Genomic DNA, 21,744 nt, shown 5'->3' on the forward strand with positions numbered 1-21,744 from the left:
TGTTGATTGTTTGCAACGGGAAGTACTTTACGCAATGCACTAAGCAACCGGGGGCGCTAGCATGGCGGGTTGTGACTTTAAATCTCTTCTCCGATCCCATCGAGCTGACCAAGGCGCTGGTGGATATCCCTAGCCCTTCGCACCACGAGCAAGCGATCGCTGATGCCGTCGAGGAAGCCCTGCGCGGTCTGGACCAGAGCACAGTAGAGGTGGAACGCTACGGCAACACTGTCTGCGCCCGGACGAATCGGGGCTTCGAAAGCCGCGTGGTCCTCGCCGGCCACATCGATACCGTGCCCTTGGCCGATAACGTCCCCCACACCATGTCGGAGGACGGCGCCACCATGTATGGCTGCGGCACCGTGGACATGAAGTCCGGCATGGCGGTCTACCTCAACGCCTTTGCGCAGCTGTACGACTCCGATGAGCTCAAGCACGATCTCACGGTCATCGCCTATGAGGGCGAGGAGGTCGCCACCGAATTCAACGGCCTGGGCCACTTGCAGAAGGATCACCCGGAGTGGCTGCAGGGAGACCTAGCGCTGTTGGGTGAGCCCTCCGGCGCCATGATCGAGGCCGGCTGCCAAGGCACCATCCGCGTGCGCGTTACCGCCCACGGCACTCGCGCGCACTCGGCCCGCGCCTGGCTGGGCTCCAACGCGGCGCACACCTTGGCGCCGGTGATGCTCAACGTGGCCAACTACCAGCCGCGCGACGTCGAGATTGACGGCTGCACCTACAAGGAAGGCCTCAACATCGTTCACCTCGAATCCGGCGTGGCCACCAACACCATTCCGGATGAGGCCTGGATGTTCGTCAACTTCCGCTTCGCCCCCGACCGCAGCTCCGAGGAGGCGCTGGCGCACCTAATGGAGGTCCTCGGCGAACACGACAACACCACCGTGGAGGTCGATGACATCGCTGGGGCCGCCCTGCCCGGTTTGGGGCAGCCAGCGGCACGCGCGCTTGTCGACGCCGTCGGCGGCAACGTCCGCGCAAAATACGGCTGGACCGACGTGGCCCGTTTCTCCGAGATGGGTACCCCGGCCGTTAACTTCGGCCCCGGCGATCCGGGCTTTGCTCACAAGAAGGACGAGCAGGTGCCCATCACCCAGATCACCGAAGTCTCGACCGCACTCTTGAATTACCTGAAGGGATAACACCACCATGACTCCTGAGCAACTGCGCACCCTGCGCGGACCTCTTCTCGTGCGCACCGCCGGAGAGCAGTCCTCCACCTTTGATCAGCGCCTGCTGCAGTCTGGTGCAGATCACGAATGGCAGCACGCCGATCCGTGGCGCGTCCTGCGCATCCAGGGCGAATTCGTGGACGGCTTCGACGCCCTGGCCAAGCTGCCCAAGGCCGTGACCGTCTTCGGCTCTGCCCGCACCCCGGAGGATGATCCGAACTATCAGCTGGGCGTGGCTTTGGGCCGCCGCCTGGTAGAAGCCAGGTACGCCGTCATCACCGGCGGCGGCCCCGGCATCATGGAGGCAGCCAACCGCGGTGCGCACGAGGCCGGCGGGCTGTCCGTGGGCCTGGGCATCGAGCTGCCGCACGAGCAGGGCCTGAACCCCTACGTGGATCTGGGCTTGAACTTCCGCTACTTCTTCGCCCGCAAGACCATGTTCCTCAAGTACTCCCAGGCCTTCATCTGCCTGCCCGGCGGCATGGGCACCATGGATGAGTTCTTCGAGGTCATGTGCATGGTCCAAACCGGCAAGGTGACCAACTATCCCATCGTCCTCATGGGTACCGAGTACTGGGCAGGCCTGGTGGAATGGATGAAGAAGACCCTGGCCGAGGGTGGGTTCATCAACCCCGAGGACCTCGATCTCTTCCTCGTCACCGACGATATCGATGAAGCCGTCGCTCACATCCTGGCCGCGCACAAGGTCATGTCGGACAAGCGCCTGCGGGAGCAAGAAGACAAGTGACCTCCGCTCCTCACCTCGCACGGGTCATGGCGATTGTGAACCGCACGCCGGACTCCTTCTACGACAAGGGCGCCACCTTCGAGCTCGACCCCGCAATCCAGCGTGCTGAGCAGTCGCTTGACGACGGCGCCTCCATCATCGATATCGGCGGCGTCAAGGCCGGCCCGGGTGAGCACGTCGACGCGGCCGAGGAAATCGAGCGCGTCGTGCCGACTATCGCGGAGCTGCACCGTCGCCGCCCGGAGGCGCTGATCTCCGTGGACACGTGGCGCGCCGAGGTCGCAGAGGAAGCTATCGCCGCTGGTGCCAGCTTGGTCAATGACACGTGGGCTGGGTGGGATCCTGAGCTCATCGAGGTGGCTGGCCACCACAAGGTCGGCTACGTGTGTTCGCACACCGGTGGTGTCACACCGCGCACCCGCCCGCACCGCGTGCACTTCGACGATGTGGTTGCCAACGTCATCGCGGAAACCACGCGGCTAGCTGAGCGCGCCGCCGACCTCGGCTGTCCGGAGGAGCTGACGTTCATCGACCCCACGCACGATTTTGGCAAGAACACCTTTCACGGCCTGGAACTGTTGCGGCGCATCGATGAGATCGTGGCGACGGGGTGGCCAGTGCTCATGGCCTTGTCGAACAAGGACTTTGTGGGTGAGACCCTCGACCGCGCCGTGGACCAGCGCGTCGCGGGCACGCTGGCGGCAACGGCGTGGTCGGCAGCGCGCGGCGTGGCGGCGTTTCGGGTACATGAGGTGGGCCCGACGTTGGATGTCATCCGTATGACCGCCGCCATCCAGGGGCAGATGGCGCCCTTGGCGACGACCCGGGGGCTAGCCTAAGCCATGTTTCCGAGCGTTTCCGTTGTCATCCCTGCGCTCAATGAGGAGCGCACCGTCGCGCACGTCGTGCGCGCCTGCCTGGCGGATGAGCCTTTAGAGGTCATCGTCATCGACGCCGACTCCACCGATGAGACCGCCGCCCGGGCCGCCGCGGCGGGTGCCCGGGTGTGCAACTGGCGCGAGGTGCTGGACGAGGAACCGCGTCCGGGAAAGGGTGAGTCCCTGTGGCGCGGGGTGGCCGCGGCCCGTGGTGAGGTGGTCGTGTTCATCGACGCGGACTTAGAATCTGCTGCGCCCGGCATGGTTACCGCGCTGACCGAGCCTTTCGTGGATCCCCACGTGCAGCTGGTCAAGGCGCGCTACGCGCGCAGCCTGAACGGCCAGCCCACCGGTGGCGGGCGAGTTACGGAGCTGAGCGCCAAGCCGCTGCTGCGCATGTTCTTCCCCGAGCTCGCGCACATCGATCAACCTCTGGGCGGGGAGTACGCGATTCGCCGCGAGACAGCCCTGGGTCTGCCTTTTGTGGCGGGCTACGGGGTGGAGGCGGGGTTGCTGATAGACGTCGCCAAGCGCTATGGCCCCCACGCCATCGCCGAGGTGGACCTGGGCACCCGCGCCCACCGCAACCGGCCGCTTGAGGAGCTGGCCCCGATGGCCGATGTTGTCGCGCGCACCATCCTCTCCCGCGCGGGCGTGGTTGGCCCCGTTGCCCAACGTCCGCCGCTGCTGGGTAAGATTTAGCGCATGATGTCCTGGATTCTTCTTATCGTCGTCCTTATCGCCCTCGTCATCATTGGCACATGGGCGTGGGGAACCATCGTGGGTCGGGGGACCGTGATGGAGGCTCCCGATACGGCCGTGGATACCAACGAGGAGAATCTGCGCGCCCTTGAGGAGGGGCGCTTCGACGACCTGCGTTTCGACGTCGTGACACGCGGCTACCGCCAGGACCAAGTGGACGCCCTGCTGGCCGCCGTGGAGCGCCGCTTGGGCGCTGAGCTGGTGGCTTCTGACGGTTCTACAGATGATTCTGCGGAGGCTTCCGCCGCGGGCGTGGCAACGAGCCTGCCGCTGTCGGCCGAAAAAGAGCTAGACTAGAAGGACGTTCTAAAAATAGTCGAAGGAGACTCAATATGGCAGCGATGAAGCCCCGTACCACTGGTGGAGAGATGGAAGCGGTAGAGGAGTCCCGCAAGATCGTGATGCGCATTCCTTCTGACGGGGGTGGGCGCATTGTCATTGAGCTCAGTAAAGAAGAAGCAGCGGAGCTGGGTTCACTCCTCGTAGCAGTTTCTAGCTAGTCTAGGAGCATGCTTTCACATATCGTCGATATTCTGGCCGATCCCGCCGATGGCAGCGCCCTGCAGGGCGCGGATGATTTTTCTCGCCTCGTGTCGGAGACCGGCCATTCTTATGACGTGGCCAAGCAGGGCTACGTCACGCTGGCAGCCGGCGCGGGCCTGAAACATCAGGGCGACGATGCCGCGATGGTTACCGCCCGCGAGACCTACCTGGCCATGGGGCACTTCGCGCCCTTCGTGGAGGCAGTGACCGGCGCGGTCCAGGACTCTTTGGAAACCCAGGATGCGGCTGAGCACGTAGCAGGCCTGGATGTGGACACCGCCCCCGCGCTCCTTGAGGTGGGCGCGGGCACGGGTTACTACCTTGCCCACACGCTCGATTCGATTGAGGGCGCTCGCGGCGTGGGCTTGGATATCTCTACGCATGCGGCCAAGCACCTGGCCAAGTCGCACGAGCGCGTCGGTGCCGTGGTCGCGGATGTGTGGGAGCGTCTGCCGCTGAAGGATGATTCGATTCACGCCATCTCGGTCGTCTTCGCTCCGCGCAACCCGGCGGAATTCCAGCGCGTGCTCGCCCCCGGCGGGGAGGTCATTGTGCTGACTCCGCAGGCTGGCCACCTCGATGAGCTGCGGGAGCCGTTGGGCATCCTCGGCGTCGAGGAAGGAAAGGTGGAGCGCCTCTACGCGCAGGCGGAAGGTTTCCTTGAGCAGGCGGCCGACCCGGTCGATATTTCCTTCCCCATTGTCTTGGATAAGGCTTCTATCGCCGCGCAGGTGGGAATGAGCCCCTCGGCGCGCCACATCAGCCCGGAAGAGCTGGCCGAGCGTATGGCCTCTCTGCCGCAAACCTTGACCGTGACGGCGCATGCTCGTCTGGACCGCCTGCGCTCTGCTTAATAGGCGGCTTTAATCTCGGGCCGCATCCTTGACGCTTCACGGCTACTTTCCTGGCCCAGCGGCAGCGCTTCTCATAAATGCATTCGCGGCCCGGCCGCAGCGCTTCATGGCTACATCCCTGGCCAGGCCTTGACGCCGCGCGGCTACCAAACCTCCCTTCGCGCTCACTGGCAGCGCCCGCGATGGTTGTCTGAAGTCCACGGTGAGCGCGAAGGGCGGGGTGAGGCTCGGCCTGGCTGAGTGACGCGCGTCAGCTGCGTGGCTCCGCTGGCGCTCGAGGGCATCCTCGCTAATCTCCCTTCGCGCTCACCGGCCGCGCCCGCGGTGGTTGTTTGGTGTCCATGGTGAGCGCGAAGGGCGGGGATGAGATTTGACTTGGCTTAGTGATGCGCGCAGGCTGCGTGGTCCCGCTGGCGCTCGAAGGCATCTGCATCGACCTCCGCCTCAATCTCCCTTCGCGCTCACCGGCAGCGCCCGCGGTGGTTGTTTGGTGTCCATGGTGAGCGCGAAGGGTAGGGGAGCGCATTAAAAAGAGGACCGAGTCATCCCGGTCCTCCTTCTTATGGTTCAGCACACGCGCGATGCGATTAAGAGCGCTTGGTGCCCTTTCGGCTCCACGACTGCTCAATGACAGCCTCGCCCTCCGTGCTGACTTCGATGGCAGAGCACCCGCCCTCGAAGTAGACGCGGGAGCTCATGGCCACCAAGCCGCCATCCACAAACACCTCAACGCTAGCGCCGTCCTGGATGACGGTGAGCGTGTCCGAATCGCCCTCAGCCAGCTGGGTCACCGCAGGAGCAGAGTCCTTGAAGTAGTGATCAAAGGCCTTCGACATGGAGCGATCCAGGCTGATCTCGGAGCCGGTGTGGCGGATGACCGCGGCGGCATCACCGTTACCGTCCTTCAGCGTGACGGTCACGGCGGAGCCTTCCGGAACCTCCAAAACACCAGTCCAGGATTGGGCATAATCGGAGAGCTTCACCGCATCCGGCAGACCCTCCGCCGGGGTCTGGTACAGCACACCGCCCTGCAGCGTGACCGCACGGGGCAGCGACAGGCTATTGGCCCAGCCCTCCGCCTCCCAGGATGGGTGCTTGGTGGCGTCGTCACCGCGACCGTTGCCGTTGAGCAGACCGAGGATGACCGCACGGTCGTAGCGGCGCTCTTGCGGAATCGTTCCGGTCGTGGTGTTGGTGTTGCGCGGGCGGGAGAAATCGTGGCCAAAGTCCACGCGCTGGAAACCTTTCGCCACGGTGAACACGGTGCCATCAAGGCGGCCCACGATGTAGCCGGAAACATCACGGCCCTCGCGCTCTAGTGTCACGAAGAGCACATCGTAGATTTCCCTATCGACCTCGTCGCGCAGGCGCACCAAACGCGGCGAGACCACCGGCGGGATGGGGGAGGTGGCCGGAACCTCGCCGTCCTCGAAGCCAGGATCACCATCGAAGCTCAACGGTCCGAGCAGCGTCCATGCTTCGCCGTTGGGGCTATCCAGAATCACCGGCACCGGCGCGTCGGAGTGCCCGGTCAGGGCCAGCATGAGCCAGCCATCGTGGCCTTCCTCGCGGTCCTCCTTAGCCCAATCCGGGACCACGGAGGGAGAGCGGAAGCGGTCGTAATTGGTGCTGGCACCGACAGCTTCGCCGAAGCGGACAACATCCGGGTCGAGCGCCGAAGGGTCATCGGAGACGACGCATTCATCGGCGTAGTCGGTGTAGCGTGCCAGACGCACGCTCGTGCCCACCGAAGTCACCGAGGTGAAATACAAGTTGAGGGCGTCCTGGCCCTCCGCGACGGAGCCAGCACGCAGCGACAGCTCTCCGCCTACGGGGGCGAGGACGTCGTCGCAGTCCAGCCACTCAAAAGCTGTTTCTTCGGACGTGGAATGGCCCCAGCGTGCGGGCTGGTCAGCCGCAGTCCGGTATTGGTGGAACAGGTGCCACGTGTTACCGTCGCGGACGATTCCCGCGGGGGCGTCGAGCAACCCGGTATCGGGAACGAAATGAAGTTCTGGGCGATGAGGCGGTTCGTTAAGAGTCACGGCAGTCCTTCCTACATCAACGAACGGTAAATGTCCACGGTCTGCTGCGCGATGGTGGCCCACGAGAAGTCATCCATGGCGCGCTGGCGACCGGCGCTACCAAAGCGCTGCGTCAGTTCCTTGTCCGCCGCAACCCGATTCACGGCGGCGGCGAGGTCGGCCTCAAAAGTAGTCTCATCGGCGGCGTCATAATTGACCAAAACGCCGGTCTCACCATCCACGACGACCTCTGGGATGCCACCCACATTGGAGGCTACGACCGCGGTGCCGCACGCCATGGCTTCGAGGTTAACAATGCCCAGCGGCTCATAGATCGACGGACAGACGAACACATCGGCACCGGAATAGACCTGCTTAATCTCCTCGCGGGACAGCATGTCCTTAACCCAGAACACACCATCGCGCTGCGAGCGCAGCTCCTCCACGAGGGCTTCAGTCTCCGCCGCAATCTCCGGCGTATCCGGCGCGCCCGCACACAGCACGAGCTGAATGTCTTCGTCAAAGCTCTGAGCCGCCTTGAGCAGGTGCTTGACGCCCTTCTGTCGGGTGATGCGGCCGACGAAGGCGGCGATGGGGCGCTGCTTATCGACGCCCAGCTTATCCAGCACCGCCGACTCACCCGGCTGCCACACCTGCGTATCGATGCCGTTGAGGACCACATGCACCTTATCGGCGTCGATGCGGGGGTAGGCATCCAAGATGGAATCTTTCATGCCGGCCGATACGGCGATGACGGCGTCGGCGTATTCCATCGCGTTCTTCTCTGACCAAGAGGAGACCTCGTAACCGCCGCCCAGCTGCTCGCGCTTCCACGGGCGGTGCGGCTCGAGGGAGTGCGCGGTAACCACGTGGGGGATGTCGTACAAGCGGCTGGCGAGGTGCCCGCCAAGGCCCGTGTACCACGTGTGGGAGTGAGCCACATCGATATCGGAGGCGGCGTTGGTCATGCGCAGACCCGTAGACAGTGTCTGCAGCGCGGCGTTAGCATCCTTCAATGCGGGGTCAACGCCATGGACAAAGACGTCTTTCTCGTCACGCTCAGACCCCATGCAATGGACGGAGACATCGATGATCTCGCGCATGAAACGGGTGAGCTCTGCAACATGGACGCCAGCTCCACCGTAAATCTCAGGCGGATACTCCTTAGAAAAAATTCCGGCTCTCATACTCGCCAGAATACGGACATTCCGCAGCGCGCGCTAAACCTTCCTATCGCGCGCCTCGGGCGCGGCGCGCAGCGGCTTTGGGACGCAAACACGAAGGAAGCATGCAAGCGGGGTGAGGGAGGTTAAAGGGGGTAAAATCACGCAAACTTCTACTGCACGATGCGGAAAATGTCTATAAGTTGGGTGGTGTGAGAAGCCTTCCTAATGTCCTTGCCATTGTCCTTGCCGGCGGCGAGGGAAAGCGCCTCTTTCCGCTGACGGAAGACCGCGCTAAGCCCGCCGTTCCTTTCGGTGGTTCCTACCGCCTGATCGACTTCGTGCTGTCCAACCTCGTTAACGCCGGATACCTCAAGATTGCGGTGCTGACCCAGTACAAGTCCCACTCCTTGGACCGCCACATTTCCCAGGCATGGAACCTGTCTGGGCCGACCCCGCAGTACATCGCTTCCGTGCCAGCCCAGCAGCGCCGCGGTAAGCGTTGGTACAACGGTTCGGCCGATGCCATCTTGCAGTCGCTGAACCTGATTTATGACGAGAAGCCGGATTACGTGATCGTCTTCGGCGCCGACCACGTCTACCGCATGGACCCGGCCCAGATGGTGGAGGAGCACATCGCGACTGGTCTGGACTGTTCAGTGGCAGGCATCCGCGTCCCGCGCTCGGAGGCTTCTGCCTTTGGCTGCATCCAGGCGGATGGGATGGGCACGATTACGGAGTTCGTCGAGAAGCCTGCGAATCCCCCGGCCACCCCGGATGATCCGAACATGACCTACGCCTCCATGGGCAACTACGTCTTCACCACGCAGGCGCTTATTGACGCTTTGCTGGAAGACGAAAAGAATGAGGACTCCGCGCATGATATGGGCGGAAACATCATTCCTTATTTCGTGAAGCGCGAGCAGGCACACGTCTACGACTTCATGGCAAATGAGGTGCCCGGCTCCACGGAGCGTGACCATGGCTATTGGCGCGATGTCGGTACCATCGACTCCTTCTATGAGGCGCACATGGACATGATTTCTGTGCACCCCATTTTCAACTTGTACAACCGTTCGTGGCCGATTCACTCCACGGATGACTCGAACTTCCCGCCGGCGAAGTTCGTGCAGAACGGTATCGCGCAGTCCTCGATGGTGGCTCCGGGCTGCATTGTCTCCGGCGGTACGGTGCGCAACTCTGTGCTCTCCTCGGACGTGCACGTGGCCGATGGCGCGACGGTGGAAGGCTCCGTCATCCTGCCGGGCGTGCGCATTGGACGCGGCGCGGTGGTCCGCCACGCCATCCTGGACAAGAACGTGGTGGTCAGCGATGGTGCGATCATCGGCGTGGACCGCGAGCGCGATGAGGAGCGCTTCAAGGTTTCCGAAGGTGGCGTGGTCGTCGTGGGTAAGAACGTAAAGGTCTAAGCCGCGAGACAGCACAGTAGTTTAAGCGGGCGTGCGGGTGGATTGAAGTCCACTCCACGCCCGATTTTCGTGGCTTTGATGGCGCCGACGAGTCCCAGGCTGCTTCAGGAGCCTGCGCGACAACACACCCTTGCAACAGCACACCCTGCAACAACACGCGCGGCACAACCACACCCTGCAACATCACGCGCGGCACAACCACACCTTGCACCAACACACCCTTCGCGCTCACCGAGCGCGCGCAGGCCGCTTGGCGAAGCCCCACGGTGAGCGCGAAGGGCGGGGGTGGGAACGGAGAAGGAGTAAAAGTGGGCGCAAAGAAGGACACCGGCGCCACAGGGCGGGGTTTGCTCGGAGACGTATCAGTGGCTAAACCAATGGTGCCCTAAATGACGAAAGTCTCCGTGCCGATCGAAAAACGGGCGATGGTTTTGGCAGATCGGGCAGTTTCAGAAGGCGGCTACAGCTTGGTAATGAGCGTCAGGCCCGCGCCGTAGGGCAGGCGCGTCACGGCCGCGCCCTCGAGGGAGCGGGCAACCTCGTCGGCCTCGCGGGCAGCGGCGGTGTCGCGGTCGGTGCGGGAGGGGTCGGCCACGGTGCCGTCGAGAAGCGCATTGGCCAGCACCAAAGTGCCGTGCTGGTGCAGCAGCGGCCAGGCGGCCTTGAGCAGCGCAGGCATGTCGAGCGCGGGGACCTCGGCGTAGATCACCTGGTAGGTGTCATTAGCCAGACGGCCCATGATGTCGAGGGGGCGCGAGGGTAAGAAACGGCCGCGGCTGGGGGAGTAGCCGGCCTCGCGGAAGGTTCGCTTGGCGCTGGCTTGGTGCTCTGCCTCCGGATCGATGCAGGTGAGGATTCCGTTCTCTGGCATGCCGGCAAGCAGATAGAGGCCCACGACGGATGCTGCGGGAGTAATCGCCACCGCCTGCGGCCGCGAGGTGGTGCCGGATGAAACCGCCGCGAGTGTGGTGAGCAACTGGCCGGTTGCCTCATCCGGTGCTGGCAGGCCATACTCCTCCGCGTGGGCGCGAGCGCCGGCGAGAACCTCGGAGACCTCGCTGGTGGATTCGATGTAGGTTCGCATTGCGTCATAAGCCGTAGTAGTCACAAAAGAAAACCATAGTGAAATCACCGAGGTTGCGTGTTGAGAATCGCCCGTAACTCGCTGGCCCGTGTGACGCAAGAAGCGCATGTAAGCGTTGTGACGGATTCACAGGCTGCTCACAGGGCCGTGGCTGGAGTTTCGACGCGCACTATAGAAAGATATTCGGCATGACCACACAGCAGCGCGAGTTTGAGCACGCTCACCGTTCCACCGATTCCTCCGCCACTGGCAGCCATGATGCCAGCGCTGAAACTGAGAAGTTGACCGGAACCGCTGCGTTCGACGCCGGCCAAGCCGATATGCCTTCCTGGGGCGAACTCGTGGCTGAGCACGCCGATGATGTCTACCGCTTGGCTTACCGCCTTTCCGGCAACCAGCACGATGCCGAAGACCTCACCCAAGAGACCTTCATGCGCGTCTTCCGCTCCTTGGATAAGTACCAAGCGGGAACCTTTGGGGGCTGGCTGCACCGCATCACCACCAACCTCTTCCTGGACATGGTCCGCCACCGCTCCAAGATCCGCATGGAGGCCCTGCCGGAGGATTATGAGCGCGTCCCCGGAACCGACATGACCCCGGAGCAGGCCTATTCGGTAGCTAACCTGGATCCGGCGCTGCAGTCCGCGCTCGATAACCTCGCACCGGATTTCCGCGTGGCCGTGGTTCTCTGTGATGTCGTGGGCATGAGCTACGACGAAATCGCCGAAACCCTCGGCGTCAAGATGGGCACCGTGCGCTCCCGCATCCACCGCGGCCGCTCCCAGCTGCGTGCCGCTCTGGAGAAGGAAGCCGAGAGCAACGCAGACACCCGCAGCCTGCTGCGTACGCGCTAGACTGGGCAGCGTTTAAGTCTGAGACCGCGAGAATTCTGCCGCCTAGGGCAGAGGAGCGCGCACTGAGGTGAGGTGACGTTGAGGTGAAAGAAGAAGGACATAGCAGCGACGGCCAGTCCCTGAGTCTGTCCGGGTTCTTCACCGAGGCCCAAGCCAAAGTCCGCGATAAGGCAAAGGCCCGCGCTCAGCGGGCAGATACTATCGGCCATTTGGGGCCCGAGGCGGTCGTCGCTTTCGTCGACGGCGAGATGCCAGCCAAATATGCCCACCGCGTACGCATCCACCTCGTGCACTGCCCGGAATGCCGGGCAGAAATCCACCACCAGCGCAACGCCGCCGAGTGGGTTCGTGAATGCAGCGTGGAATCCCATGTCAAGGCTCCTGATTCCCTGATGGCGAAGCTTGCTGGCATCGCCCATCAGGGCGTAGGGCCCGGGCCGGATGCGGAAGCGCCTGCGCACCAGCCACGTCAGGATTTCCTGGACAAGGTGGAGATGGTTGTGCGCGCCATCCGGCACAACCAGCGGGGCTAACAAGAGACCGAAGCCTTCCGCGCGCCCGTCGCCCTGTCATCACTAGCGAAGTAGTTAAGATAGTTTCGTGTTTTCCTCAATTGGATGGGTAGAGATCCTCGTCATCGTGCTGCTGGGTCTGGTGATCATCGGCCCCGAGCGCCTGCCCGGCGTGATCATGGACGTCCGCGCGGCTATCTACGCCGCGCGCAAGGCCATTGCGAATGCCAAGGCGGAGCTCAACGGTGAGATGAGCGGTCTCGGCGCGGAGTTCGATGATCTTCGCGTACCGCTGAGTCAGGCGGCGGAGTGGACGCGCATGGGGCCGCGCGGGGTGATCACCAAGGCGCTTTTCGACGGCGACGATTCCGCCTGGGACGACTTCAACCCGAAGAAGATGGCAGAGGACATCAAGAAGAGCACCAGCCCGTATGAGCATGACGCGGAAGTAAACAACCAACCCGCGCATAACCAGCAGGGACCGGCACAGCCAGCGCCGGAGCAGAACACTGGCCGACCGACCTTCGATTATTCGCAGGTCTATCCGGACCTGAACGCCGGAGCACAGCAGCCGGCGGGGGAGAAGGCGGCTAAAACGACACAGCCCCCGCGCGGCGGAAATGCATCCACCGGCGAGGGCAGCTCCTCCTGGGAGGACGTCACCTAAGGGCTTTTAGCTCTTGCGGGTAACACCCAAGCCGAGCTTCTTGCCCACGAGGGAATCGGAGCGCACGGCAATGGAATCGGCCACCTTGTTAATGGCTTGGGCAGCGGGGGAGTCGGGCGCGGAAATAACGATGGGCGTTCCGGCATCGCCAGCCGCGCGCAGGCTCGGATCGAGCGGGATGCTGGAGAGCAAAGGAACCTCGTGGCCCAGCAGCACGCTGAGGCGCTCGGCCACCACGCTGCCGCCGCCGGAGCCGAAGATATCCATGGTGGAGCCATCCGGCATGACCATCGCACCCATGTTCTCAATCACGCCGGCCACGCGCTGGCGCGTTTGCTGCGAGATGGAACCGGCGCGCTCGGCCACCTCGGCCGCAGCCGCCTGCGGGGTGGTCACAATCAGCAGCTCCGCATTGGGGATGAGCTGGGCCACCGACAGGGCAACGTCGCCGGTACCCGGCGGCAGGTCCAGCAGGAGCACGTCGAGGTCGCCCCAGAAGACGTCCGCGAGGAATTGCTGGAGGGCGCGGTGGAGCATCGGCCCGCGCCAGACCACCGGCGCGTTGCCCTCCACGAATTGGCCAATAGAAATGTGCTTGATGCCGTGGGAGATGGGGGGAAGCAGCATTTCGTCGTCAAGCACTGTGGGGCCCGCCGTGGAACCCAGCAGGCTGGGCACGGAGTGGCCGTAAATATCGGCGTCCACGATGCCCACCTTGAGCCCCTTGTTGACCAAGGCAGCGGCCAGGTTCACCGTGACGGAGGACTTGCCCACGCCTCCCTTGCCGGAGGCCACCGCGAACACGCGGGTGGTGGACTCGGGCTTGGCAAAGGGGATCTCCGGCTCGGCTTGCCCGCCGCGCAGCTTCTGCTTGAGCTCTTTACGCTGCTCGTCGCTCATCGGAGTCATGGAGATGCTGATGTTGCCGACACCGTCGATCTCCGCCACGGCCGCGCGGGTATTGGACTCGATGGTGCCCTTCATCGGGCAGCCGGCGATGGTGAGATAAAGCTCGATGTCCACGTCCGGACCGTTGACGGCTACGGACTTCACCATGCCGAGCTCCGTGATGGGGCGTCCGATTTCTGGGTCATCGACGCGGGTGAGCGCGTCGCGAACGGAAGATTCAGTAATAGCGCTAGTCATAACGCGCATTAGTCTAGTCACTTGCTATCGGGGAGAGCCACACCGCCGTCTGGCCAGCGGGGTGTGTAAAATTCAGCCAGATGCCGCGGCCCAGCGCTGCGGACTGAGAACCCTGAAGAACAGCGACATGTGCGCTGCATGTCCGGTTGAATAGAAAGAATGCGCCTGATTCTGATGCCCCGCCTTATTGCACGTTCCCGCACCTTCGCCCGCGTTGTTGGGGTGGCCTTGGTGGGGGTTGCGGGGGCGTCGTTAAGCGCCTGCTCCGGGTATGAACCCAAGCCGGATCCGAACCCAGTGAACTCGGCGCCTATCACCATCATGATTGACCCGACATCCCATGAGCAGCGCGTGCTGGCGGAGATCTACCGCCAGACCCTGCGCGATGAGGGACGCGCGGCTACCGTTTCTCAGAAGCCAAAGCTGGTGCGTCAAGGAGGGGAGCACATCAGCGGGGTCAGCACTAACGGCAACTTCTTCGTGGGCTGCACGGGTGAATTCTTAAGCGTCTACAACCCGGAGGAAGCCCGCGCGATTTCCAAGGACTACGTGGCTGCCAAGGAAGAGGGCACCAAGGACGTGGACTTTTTGGAGCGCACCCACGTCGCGCTCATGGCCTCGCTGCCCCCGGAGGTCTCCGTGGTGGAGCCCGCCGGTGCCGAAGGCTGCCCCAAGTCAAAGCCGGAGCTTCCACAGAATTACGTTGTGGTCTACCAAGACGGGCTATTCAACCGCGATGAAAAGCTGGAAGTTGCCTCCTTTACCAAGTTCCTCACCGCGCAGGACCTCGATGAAGTGGTGCAGGAAGTAGACGACTCCGAGGATTTTGAAGAGACCGTGCGCGCCTGGATGGAGGCCAACCTCATGCAGAACCTCAACGAGGAAGGTGACTCCAACTCTTCCGGCGGCTCGGATTTGGTCCACGAGGAATCCTAGGAGATACAAGCTAGGGGGCGCAGTCCTCGGCGCCTGGGGGAACAACCTAGGACTGTATAAAACGGCGCTGGACACGCCCTGCTTGGCGACGTCTCGCCGCACCGCCCCACTCCCTACGTGTGGAAAACGATCAGTATCTCACAGAGTGGTCGATTCCAGGAAATCTATAGTTCCCTCGCGCTTGTGTACTTATTGTTAAAGATTCCAGGTAAAACCCTGTTTTTCTTGCGGGTTTATGTATAGGAGGATACAATTTTTAGAGTTCACCTGCCTATTTCCTGTCAATCCTTAAACGAATTTGTGAGGAAATACCTTGAGAAGCCGCCGCGGCTTTCGGGTTTCCGCACTGTGGGGTGGGGCAGGGTACTGCATTTGAAAGGACCTAAGGAATGAATGCACCACGAAGTGGCTCGGCCCGTCGGCCCTCTTCCCGTAAAGGAGTAGCAGCACTTTCTGCTATTACACTCGCGCTGAGCGGCCTCAGCATCACCTCTTTTAATACTGTCGTCCCCGAAGCCGCCGCCGCCCTGAGCGGCGGCATCCGCGACAAGTCGGGAGCGGTGGAGCAGGATGCCCAGAAGGCCTCCGACCTGCCGGCCGGTTCGTGTGTTGTCTCGGGAAAGGCTGAGAATGGTAGCCAGGCTGGTTTCAGCTGGTATACCTCTGAGCCGTCTGCGTCCAGCCCCAACAAGAAAGCCTGGGGATTGAGCGTCTCCTTTGACAACTCGAAGGACCGCACATTCGCTGATTGGGCCTTTACCAATTCAGGCCTTATGGGTGGGTACCTCGATGTAGCTCAAATTCCCGCTACGGACGCGGGCCAGACCTTTGTTGACAAGGTAGTCACACACAAGGCCGACGAATTCCTCAAGATTGATGGCTCTGGGCGACAGCGAAACCTGAACCTTGTCGCGGAACTGACCGATGCGGAAGTCAAGCAGTTCGCTGAGGCCACTGCCGCGAACCCGGTACGCTACGCCTGGCAGGGTAACTATAAGACTGACCGAACCTCCGGTCCGTTTGCCACCCAGGGAGACAGTGCATCCTTTTCGGCCGTGGTGAACCCGTGGCCGAGCGAGAATATCGAATGTAACCCGATTACAGTGTCATGGGAGAACCAAGAAAAGCTGGTGATCAGGCCGGGCGAAGAGCTCAAGGTCGGCAAGATTAACGTTCCAGCGATTAAAGACGGGGGCGTGGATGATTCCCTGTCCCGCATGGTTGTGGAGGCCTACGACGCCCAGGGTAGCTTCATCGGAACGAGCGACACCGCTGCTTCCGGTGGCGGCACGTCGAGCCTGCGTATTGATCAGACTACCGGCGATATCTTCTACACCATGCCGGAGTACAAGGGCACGAAGCTGAGTCAACAGCAGGGCATGCGGTTTAGCGTGTTGGCAAAGCCGCGTTCTGTGGAGCAGCTTCAAGCTGCCGCTGAGACGAATAATTACGGCGAAGGTAGTGCTTTTGATAGCTCTAATTCGCTTTCTCGCTACAATAAGGCCAACGTAGTGAGCAACTATCAGTGGAGCTTCGACGACACCCAGTTCCACGATCCGGAGTATTCTCCAGTCCAGCAATCAGTGACCTCTGGTGTTGATAAGACTTCGAATACGGTTGTCAGTGGGCCCCAGACCCTTACGTATAAGCAGGTCGGTGACAAGATCGCTGACCTGGTGAGAAGACGTGAGGATGGCGGCGTTGAAGCCGAGGTTAAACTTGATAAGCGCTACGTTTATAGGGGTTGGGACGCCAAGCTAGATCCAAACACCTATGACGTCACGGTCACGACCCCAGCCAATCCGATGCCGGGCACGTTTGCTCAGCCTCGTGTTATCGTCACCTATTCCAATGGCTCGCAAGATATTATTCCGCTGCTCGCTGTCATCGACCCGAACGATACTCAGGTTACGGAATTAGCTGTCAGGGGAACAGTTGAGGGCCCAGCTGGAAAAGTACTCGTTTCAGAGCTTGATTTAAAGCCCAGCTTTGAGGGATACGACCCAGTCTGGCCCAAGTCTTTTGATGTTGACCCTACGTCCGTTCCGGACGGATGGATAGTAAAGGTCGATGATGACGGAACTGTAAAGGTCAAGGCGACGTCGCCGGAAGCTGCTGCGAACAACACCAAGATTTTGCCGAGGGTTATCGCTACCTACCCAGATGGGACGACCGATACCGTTGAGGTTCCCTTCCAGATCGTCAATGCGATCAAGGTTCCGGACTACACTGCGGAATCCGGCCACGTAAATGAAACGGTTACGCTTCAGCCGACCTTGCCGGAGATTGGCTTGGGCGGTCGCGCCGATGACGAGAAGCCCAATCGCTATACTTTCCCAGACGGTTCTTTGGAGTACAAGTATGGTGACTGGACAGTCACTATTGACGAAAAGACTGGTGAGCTGACGTCGACGATTCCGGAAACAGCTATACCTGGCGCGCGACTAACCATCCCAGTGAAGGCTTACTACGCTACGGGCGCTACCCCACAGGTGGTGACCGGAACCATCAACGTTATTGGTGATGGCACCGGCAAGGACTTCGCTTCCTACCCTGCGCAGGTGACTAAGGCAGGGGAGAAGGTGACTTCGGATATCGATACGATGTTGTCCGATCCGAAGCTCGCTAAGTACAAGTTGCCTGATAACTTGCCGCAGGACTGGGAGTTCGGCATTGATGAGAAGGGTACGGTTACCGCAACCCCGAATGCGACAGTGGAGAATGGTACGACTGTCACCGTCAATGTAGAAGTAACCTACCCGGATGGTTCCACCGCTACTGTTCCGGCAGAGTTTACGGTCATCGATGCCTACGCGCGTACGAATGACCCCTTGTATCCGACGGTTAGTGGTCAACCCGGTACATTAGTGGTTAGCCAGGTGGATCGTACTAACCTGTACGATGCTGCTGAACCGAAGTTTTCCATTATTACGGATCCGAATGACCCGGATTATATTGATCCACCCCGCAACCTGAAATGGGAAGATGTGAAGATTGACCCGGTTACGGGTGTCATCACCACTCCGATCAGCAAGTTTGCTCTGCCTGGAACCTCTGCGGATATCCCTGTTCGTGTCACATACAAAGACGGTTCGACTGATAAGACGATTGCCACAGTCGTCGTTAAGGCGGAAGTACGGCAGGTCTATGAGGCACAGTACTTGCTGCAAAACACCACGCCTGGTGGAACAATTAAGTCCGAGATTACGGAAGTAACGAGGATTCCTGAACGCGACCTCGCTAAGGATCCTTCGAAGCGTTTCCAGGTGCCCTCAGACTTCAATGGATGGAAGGTCAGCGTCGACAAAAACGGTGTCGTCACCGCCACCGCACCGAAGGACGCTCGACCTGGTGACGGCGTGAGTATCCCTGTTACCGTCACTTACTATGACGGCTCCACCGACACGGTCTATGCACCGTTCAATGTGAAGGAGAACCAGAAGGACATCAGCGAGCCTACATACCCGGTCGAATCAACCAAGCCAGGCACCGAGGTGAAGCGTTCCGTTAACCGGGACGGTGCGCCGAACGGTACGACCTTCTCCTTCGGCTTGGACGGCGACAAGCCGAAAACTGAGGACACCGTTGACGGGTGGACCTACAAGATCGATCCGAAGACCGGTGAGGTTTCCGTAACCCCGCCCGCTGACTCTAAGCCGGGTGACAAGCACGTACACAACGTCACGGTGACGTACCCCGATGGTTCGACCGACGAGACTCCAGTAACCACTGTGGTGAACTTGACTCAGAACTTCGAGGTCGATCCAACCTACCCGCCGGAGACTACGTTCCCTGGTGAGACGGTTACCGCACCGCTTACGATTGATCTGCCTGAAGGTATTACCGTGGCGCCGGATCAGCCGTACAAGATCACTCCGGCTGATGGCTACACTGCAACCGGGGATAAAAACGAGTTTGGTAATCCGACGTACACGGTTACGACGGCCAACGGCAATTGGCTGGTCGGCCTGGATGACAAGGGCAACGTAATTGCTACTGCACCTAAGACCGCGAAGCCGGGTGACTCTATCAAGGTTCCGGTCACGGTTACCTACTCCGACGGTTCCACCGATCGGATTTATGCACCGATCAACATCCAGGATGCCCCGACGCGCGAGGTGCCGTTCGATGTTGAGTACAAGTTCGATGACACCGTCCCGCAGGGCACCTACAAGGTCGAAACCGAAGGTGTTCCAGGCACAGAGGTACAGGACCGAAAGGGCAAGTGGTCGCAGACCAAGGCTCCGGTCAATGAGGTCGTCGTCATTGGTACCAAGCCTGCAAAGGCTACCGATGAAATGACTTGGAAGATGTCTACTGGTTTCGACACCATCATGCGTCCGAACTCGGCACTCAAGCCGGGTGAGGTGAAGGTTGTTCAGGAGGGCGAAGCTGGCGAGCGCACCATCACTGCGAAATTCGACGCCACCCTTGAGCCGGGCGGTGTTCCAACGGTGAAGACCACGTCGGATACCGTGACCAAGGATCCGAAGCCACGCATTGTGGAGTACGGCCCGCGCCTTGAGGATCAGGAACTGGTTTTCACTGACAAGAACCGCATCCCGTTCGAGACTGAGATCATTTATGACGACACTCTTAAGGCTGGCGAGCAGGTCGTTAAACAGAAGGGTGAAGAAGGCGAAGAGACCGTTACGACTAAGCAGAAGCTTGTCGACGGAATACCTTCCGGTGATCCGGTAGTCACCAAGGAACGGACTAAGGCTCCGGTCAAGCAGATCATCCGCGTTGGTGGCAAGACCACTGGTGAGAACGTCGAAACCTTCAAGACGGAAGCTCCGTTCAAGGTCGTCATCAAGTACGACCCGAACATGCCTGCTGGTGAGTCCAAGGTGACGACGCCAGGTGTTCCGGGTGAGAAGACGGTGACGATCAAGCGCAACATCACCAACTCGAACCCGGACAGTGAGCCGACGGTCTCTGAAGAGATCACGAAGCAGCCTGTCGACGAGGTCATCACCGTTGGTACCAAGCAGGCCACTGCGACCGATACGGTCGAGTGGAAGGAGCCGATTCCATTCGGCACGACTCTGCGTCCGAACCCTGACCTCGCTCCGGGTGAGACTAGGGTGGTTCAGGAAGGCAAGAACGGCGAGGCTTCCTATGCTGCAGTCTTTACCAGCACCAACGGTGAAGCACAGGTTAAGGAAGTCAAGGCCCGCACTGAACCTGTCGAGCGCATCGTCGAGTACGGCCCGAAGGCTGAAGACACCTCTGTGGTAACCAAGACTGAGAAGCCGGTGCCGTTCGAGACGAAGATTACCGCGGACCCGAACTTGGAGGCAGGCAAGCAGGTCGTCGACAAGCAGGGTGAGCTCGGCACTGATGTCGAGACCTCTACTCAGAAGATCGTGGATGGCAAGCCTTTCGGCGAGCCGACCGTGACGACTGAGCGCACCAAGGAGCCGGTTGCGGCCGAGATTCGTGTGGGTACCAAGACCGAGGGCTCTCATGAGACAGTGACCGAGGTTGACGTTCCATTCGAAACCGAGATTCAGTTCGACGACACCATGGAGGCCGGCACCCAGGAAACGGTTCAAGAAGGTAAGCCGGGCAAGGACAAGGTAACGACGACTCAGAAGATTGAGAACTCGAATGTTGTCGGTACCGAGACCAAGACCGAGCGCGTGACCGAGCCTGTCAAGAAGATCATCAAGGTCGGCACTAAGGGCAAGACCACGTCCAAGACCATCGAGTGGACCGAAAACACCCCATTCGAAGTTGAGGTTCGGGTTAACCCTGAACTCAAGCCGGGTGAGACCAAGGTCGTCCAAGAAGGAAAGCCGGGCGCGATCAAGCACACCGTCAACGTGAAGTCTGAGAATGGTGAAATCACTACTGAAGATTCCACGGAGGTCGTCAGCGAGCCGACCAAGCGCATCATCGAGGTCGGGTCTGCCCCGACGCAGACTGAGCTGACCGATAAGCACAAGGAGAGCATCCCGTTCGATACTCTCGTTGAGACTGACCCGAACCTCGAGGCTGGAAAGGTCGTTGAGGAGCAACCTGGTTCCTTCGGAGAGAAGGAGATCACCAAGGTCTGGAAGCTGGAGAACGGTGTTCCTGTCGGTGGCCCGGAGACCAACGAGAATGTGACCAAGGAACCGACGCCACGCAAGCTGCGCATCGGTACCAAGGCCGTCACGGAGACCTCTAAGGTCACCACGACGGAGAAGGTTACCGAGACCAGCAACACCACCACGACGGTGACGGAGAAGGAGCCGGCCCCGTACCCGGATCCGGAACTGGAGCGCTCCTTCTACGGTGTTGAGCTGGTTAAGCCTGGCCAGTCTGAGTCTCAGGACGTAAAGAAGCACACGGACGGCAACACCTATGAGGTGCCATCGGACGTGGACGGCTGGACCGTCTCCGTTGACGAGAACGGCCGGGTGACGGCAACTGCACCGTCGACGGCGAAGTCCGGCGACTACATCGAGGTTCCGGTAACGGTGACCCCGAAGGGCGGCAAGCCGTACGTCACCAACGCTGTCTTCATCGTGAAGGAAGACCCGCAGGATGAGCCCACGGAGCCGACCGAGCCGACTGAACCAGATGATCCCGAGCTGATCCCGGCACCGACCTACAACCCGGATGTCATCAAGGCCGGCGATACCAAGAAGGTTGGAATCAACTACGGCCACACTGAGGGCAACACCTACGAGTTGGGTGAGATTCCGGCTGGTTGGACCGTGACCATTGATGAGTCCACGGGTGAGCTGACGGTTACTCCGCCGGCTGATACCCCAAGCGGCACCATCAAGGAGATTCCGGTCAAGGTGACCACGAAGAACGGTGATGTCTTCAACGTGAAGACTGTTATCGGTGTCGTTAGCGATAACTGTGGCTGTGGCCCAGTTGAGCCGACGGAACCAACCGAACCAACGGATGAACCGACCGAAGAACCCACGGACGACCCGACCAAGCCGACCGAGCCG

17 protein-coding genes are annotated in these 21,744 nt (G+C 61.0%); 13 read left to right on the forward strand and 4 right to left on the reverse strand.

Features of this window, described 5'->3' with window-relative positions; genetic code table 11:
- The first annotated feature begins 71 nt into the window (after positions 1 to 71).
- The 7 genes from dapE to HMPREF3056_RS12845 are packed head-to-tail and all read left to right on the forward strand — an operon-like array spanning position 72 to position 4,975.
- Positions 72 to 1,160: a succinyl-diaminopimelate desuccinylase gene (dapE, locus tag HMPREF3056_RS12815; RefSeq protein ID WP_070754993.1), complete on the forward strand. Its 1,089-nt coding sequence runs from the start codon at positions 72 to 74 to the stop codon at positions 1,158 to 1,160.
- 7 nt (positions 1,161 to 1,167) lie between these two features.
- Complete coding sequence (locus tag HMPREF3056_RS12820; protein WP_070754994.1) at positions 1,168 to 1,938, forward strand: LOG family protein; 771 nt, start codon at positions 1,168 to 1,170, stop codon at positions 1,936 to 1,938.
- 26 nt (positions 1,939 to 1,964) lie between these two features.
- The gene (gene folP, locus HMPREF3056_RS12825; RefSeq protein ID WP_210385911.1) at positions 1,965 to 2,777 is read left to right on the forward strand and encodes a dihydropteroate synthase; all 813 of its coding nucleotides are present in this window, start codon (positions 1,965 to 1,967) and stop codon (positions 2,775 to 2,777) included.
- 3 nt (positions 2,778 to 2,780) lie between these two features.
- Positions 2,781 to 3,518, forward strand: coding sequence for a glucosyl-3-phosphoglycerate synthase (locus HMPREF3056_RS12830; RefSeq protein ID WP_070754996.1), 738 nt, complete (start codon positions 2,781 to 2,783; stop codon positions 3,516 to 3,518).
- Between the two features lie 3 nt (positions 3,519 to 3,521).
- A complete protein-coding gene (locus tag HMPREF3056_RS12835) occupies positions 3,522 to 3,875 on the forward strand; it encodes a DivIVA domain-containing protein (RefSeq protein ID WP_070754997.1) in 354 nt (117 codons plus the stop codon).
- A 35-nt stretch (positions 3,876 to 3,910) separates the two neighbouring features.
- On the forward strand, positions 3,911 to 4,078 hold the full coding sequence (locus HMPREF3056_RS12840; protein ID WP_010187237.1) for a DUF3117 domain-containing protein: 168 nt from the start codon (positions 3,911 to 3,913) through the stop codon (positions 4,076 to 4,078).
- 9 nt (positions 4,079 to 4,087) lie between these two features.
- Positions 4,088 to 4,975, forward strand: a complete 888-nt coding sequence (locus HMPREF3056_RS12845) for a methyltransferase domain-containing protein (RefSeq protein ID WP_070754998.1) — start codon at positions 4,088 to 4,090, stop codon at positions 4,973 to 4,975.
- Between the two features lie 587 nt (positions 4,976 to 5,562).
- On the opposite strand, the gene HMPREF3056_RS12850 is transcribed toward HMPREF3056_RS12845, so the two are convergent.
- Together HMPREF3056_RS12850 and glgA are read right to left on the reverse strand one after the other, a co-directional pair.
- A complete protein-coding gene (locus tag HMPREF3056_RS12850) occupies positions 5,563 to 7,020 on the reverse strand; it encodes a GH32 C-terminal domain-containing protein (RefSeq protein ID WP_070754999.1) in 1,458 nt (485 codons plus the stop codon).
- An 11-nt stretch (positions 7,021 to 7,031) separates the two neighbouring features.
- The gene (glgA, locus tag HMPREF3056_RS12855) at positions 7,032 to 8,186 is read right to left on the reverse strand and encodes a glycogen synthase (RefSeq protein WP_070516826.1); all 1,155 of its coding nucleotides are present in this window, start codon (positions 8,184 to 8,186) and stop codon (positions 7,032 to 7,034) included.
- A 188-nt stretch (positions 8,187 to 8,374) separates the two neighbouring features.
- Between glgA and glgC the strand changes: the two genes are divergently transcribed.
- Complete coding sequence (gene glgC / locus HMPREF3056_RS12860) at positions 8,375 to 9,592, forward strand: glucose-1-phosphate adenylyltransferase (protein ID WP_046648300.1); 1,218 nt, start codon at positions 8,375 to 8,377, stop codon at positions 9,590 to 9,592.
- A 460-nt stretch (positions 9,593 to 10,052) separates the two neighbouring features.
- On the opposite strand, the gene HMPREF3056_RS12865 is transcribed toward glgC, so the two are convergent.
- Entirely contained in the window at positions 10,053 to 10,700 is a 648-nt protein-coding gene (locus HMPREF3056_RS12865) for an O-methyltransferase (protein WP_046648301.1), read from the reverse strand.
- 164 nt (positions 10,701 to 10,864) lie between these two features.
- On the opposite strand from HMPREF3056_RS12865, the gene sigE reads away from it, so the two are divergent.
- From sigE to HMPREF3056_RS12880, 3 genes are all read left to right on the forward strand, one after another.
- Positions 10,865 to 11,530 (forward strand): RNA polymerase sigma factor SigE, encoded by a 666-nt coding sequence (gene sigE, locus HMPREF3056_RS12870; RefSeq protein WP_070516829.1) that lies wholly within the window; start codon positions 10,865 to 10,867, stop codon positions 11,528 to 11,530.
- An 83-nt stretch (positions 11,531 to 11,613) separates the two neighbouring features.
- On the forward strand, positions 11,614 to 12,063 hold the full coding sequence (locus HMPREF3056_RS13245) for an anti-sigma factor family protein (RefSeq protein WP_049154393.1): 450 nt from the start codon (positions 11,614 to 11,616) through the stop codon (positions 12,061 to 12,063).
- A gap of 67 nt (positions 12,064 to 12,130) precedes the next feature.
- On the forward strand, positions 12,131 to 12,709 hold the full coding sequence (locus HMPREF3056_RS12880; protein ID WP_049154395.1) for a twin-arginine translocase TatA/TatE family subunit: 579 nt from the start codon (positions 12,131 to 12,133) through the stop codon (positions 12,707 to 12,709).
- Positions 12,710 to 12,715: 6 nt separating this feature from the next.
- Here the strand turns inward: HMPREF3056_RS12880 and HMPREF3056_RS12885 are convergent, their stop codons facing one another.
- Complete coding sequence (locus HMPREF3056_RS12885; protein ID WP_210401801.1) at positions 12,716 to 13,855, reverse strand: Mrp/NBP35 family ATP-binding protein; 1,140 nt, start codon at positions 13,853 to 13,855, stop codon at positions 12,716 to 12,718.
- 159 nt (positions 13,856 to 14,014) lie between these two features.
- Here HMPREF3056_RS12885 and HMPREF3056_RS12890 point away from each other — a divergent pair, with 159 nt between their 5' ends.
- Positions 14,015 to 14,791, forward strand: coding sequence for a hypothetical protein (locus HMPREF3056_RS12890; RefSeq protein WP_070516835.1), 777 nt, complete (start codon positions 14,015 to 14,017; stop codon positions 14,789 to 14,791).
- Between the two features lie 389 nt (positions 14,792 to 15,180).
- Positions 15,181 to 21,744, forward strand: a 6,564-nt coding sequence (locus HMPREF3056_RS12895; protein WP_070755002.1) for a G5 domain-containing protein, incomplete at its 3' end; no start/stop codon positions are given.

The organism is Corynebacterium sp. HMSC056F09 (assembly GCF_001815785.1).
GTDB lineage: Bacteria > Actinomycetota > Actinomycetes > Mycobacteriales > Mycobacteriaceae > Corynebacterium > Corynebacterium hiratae.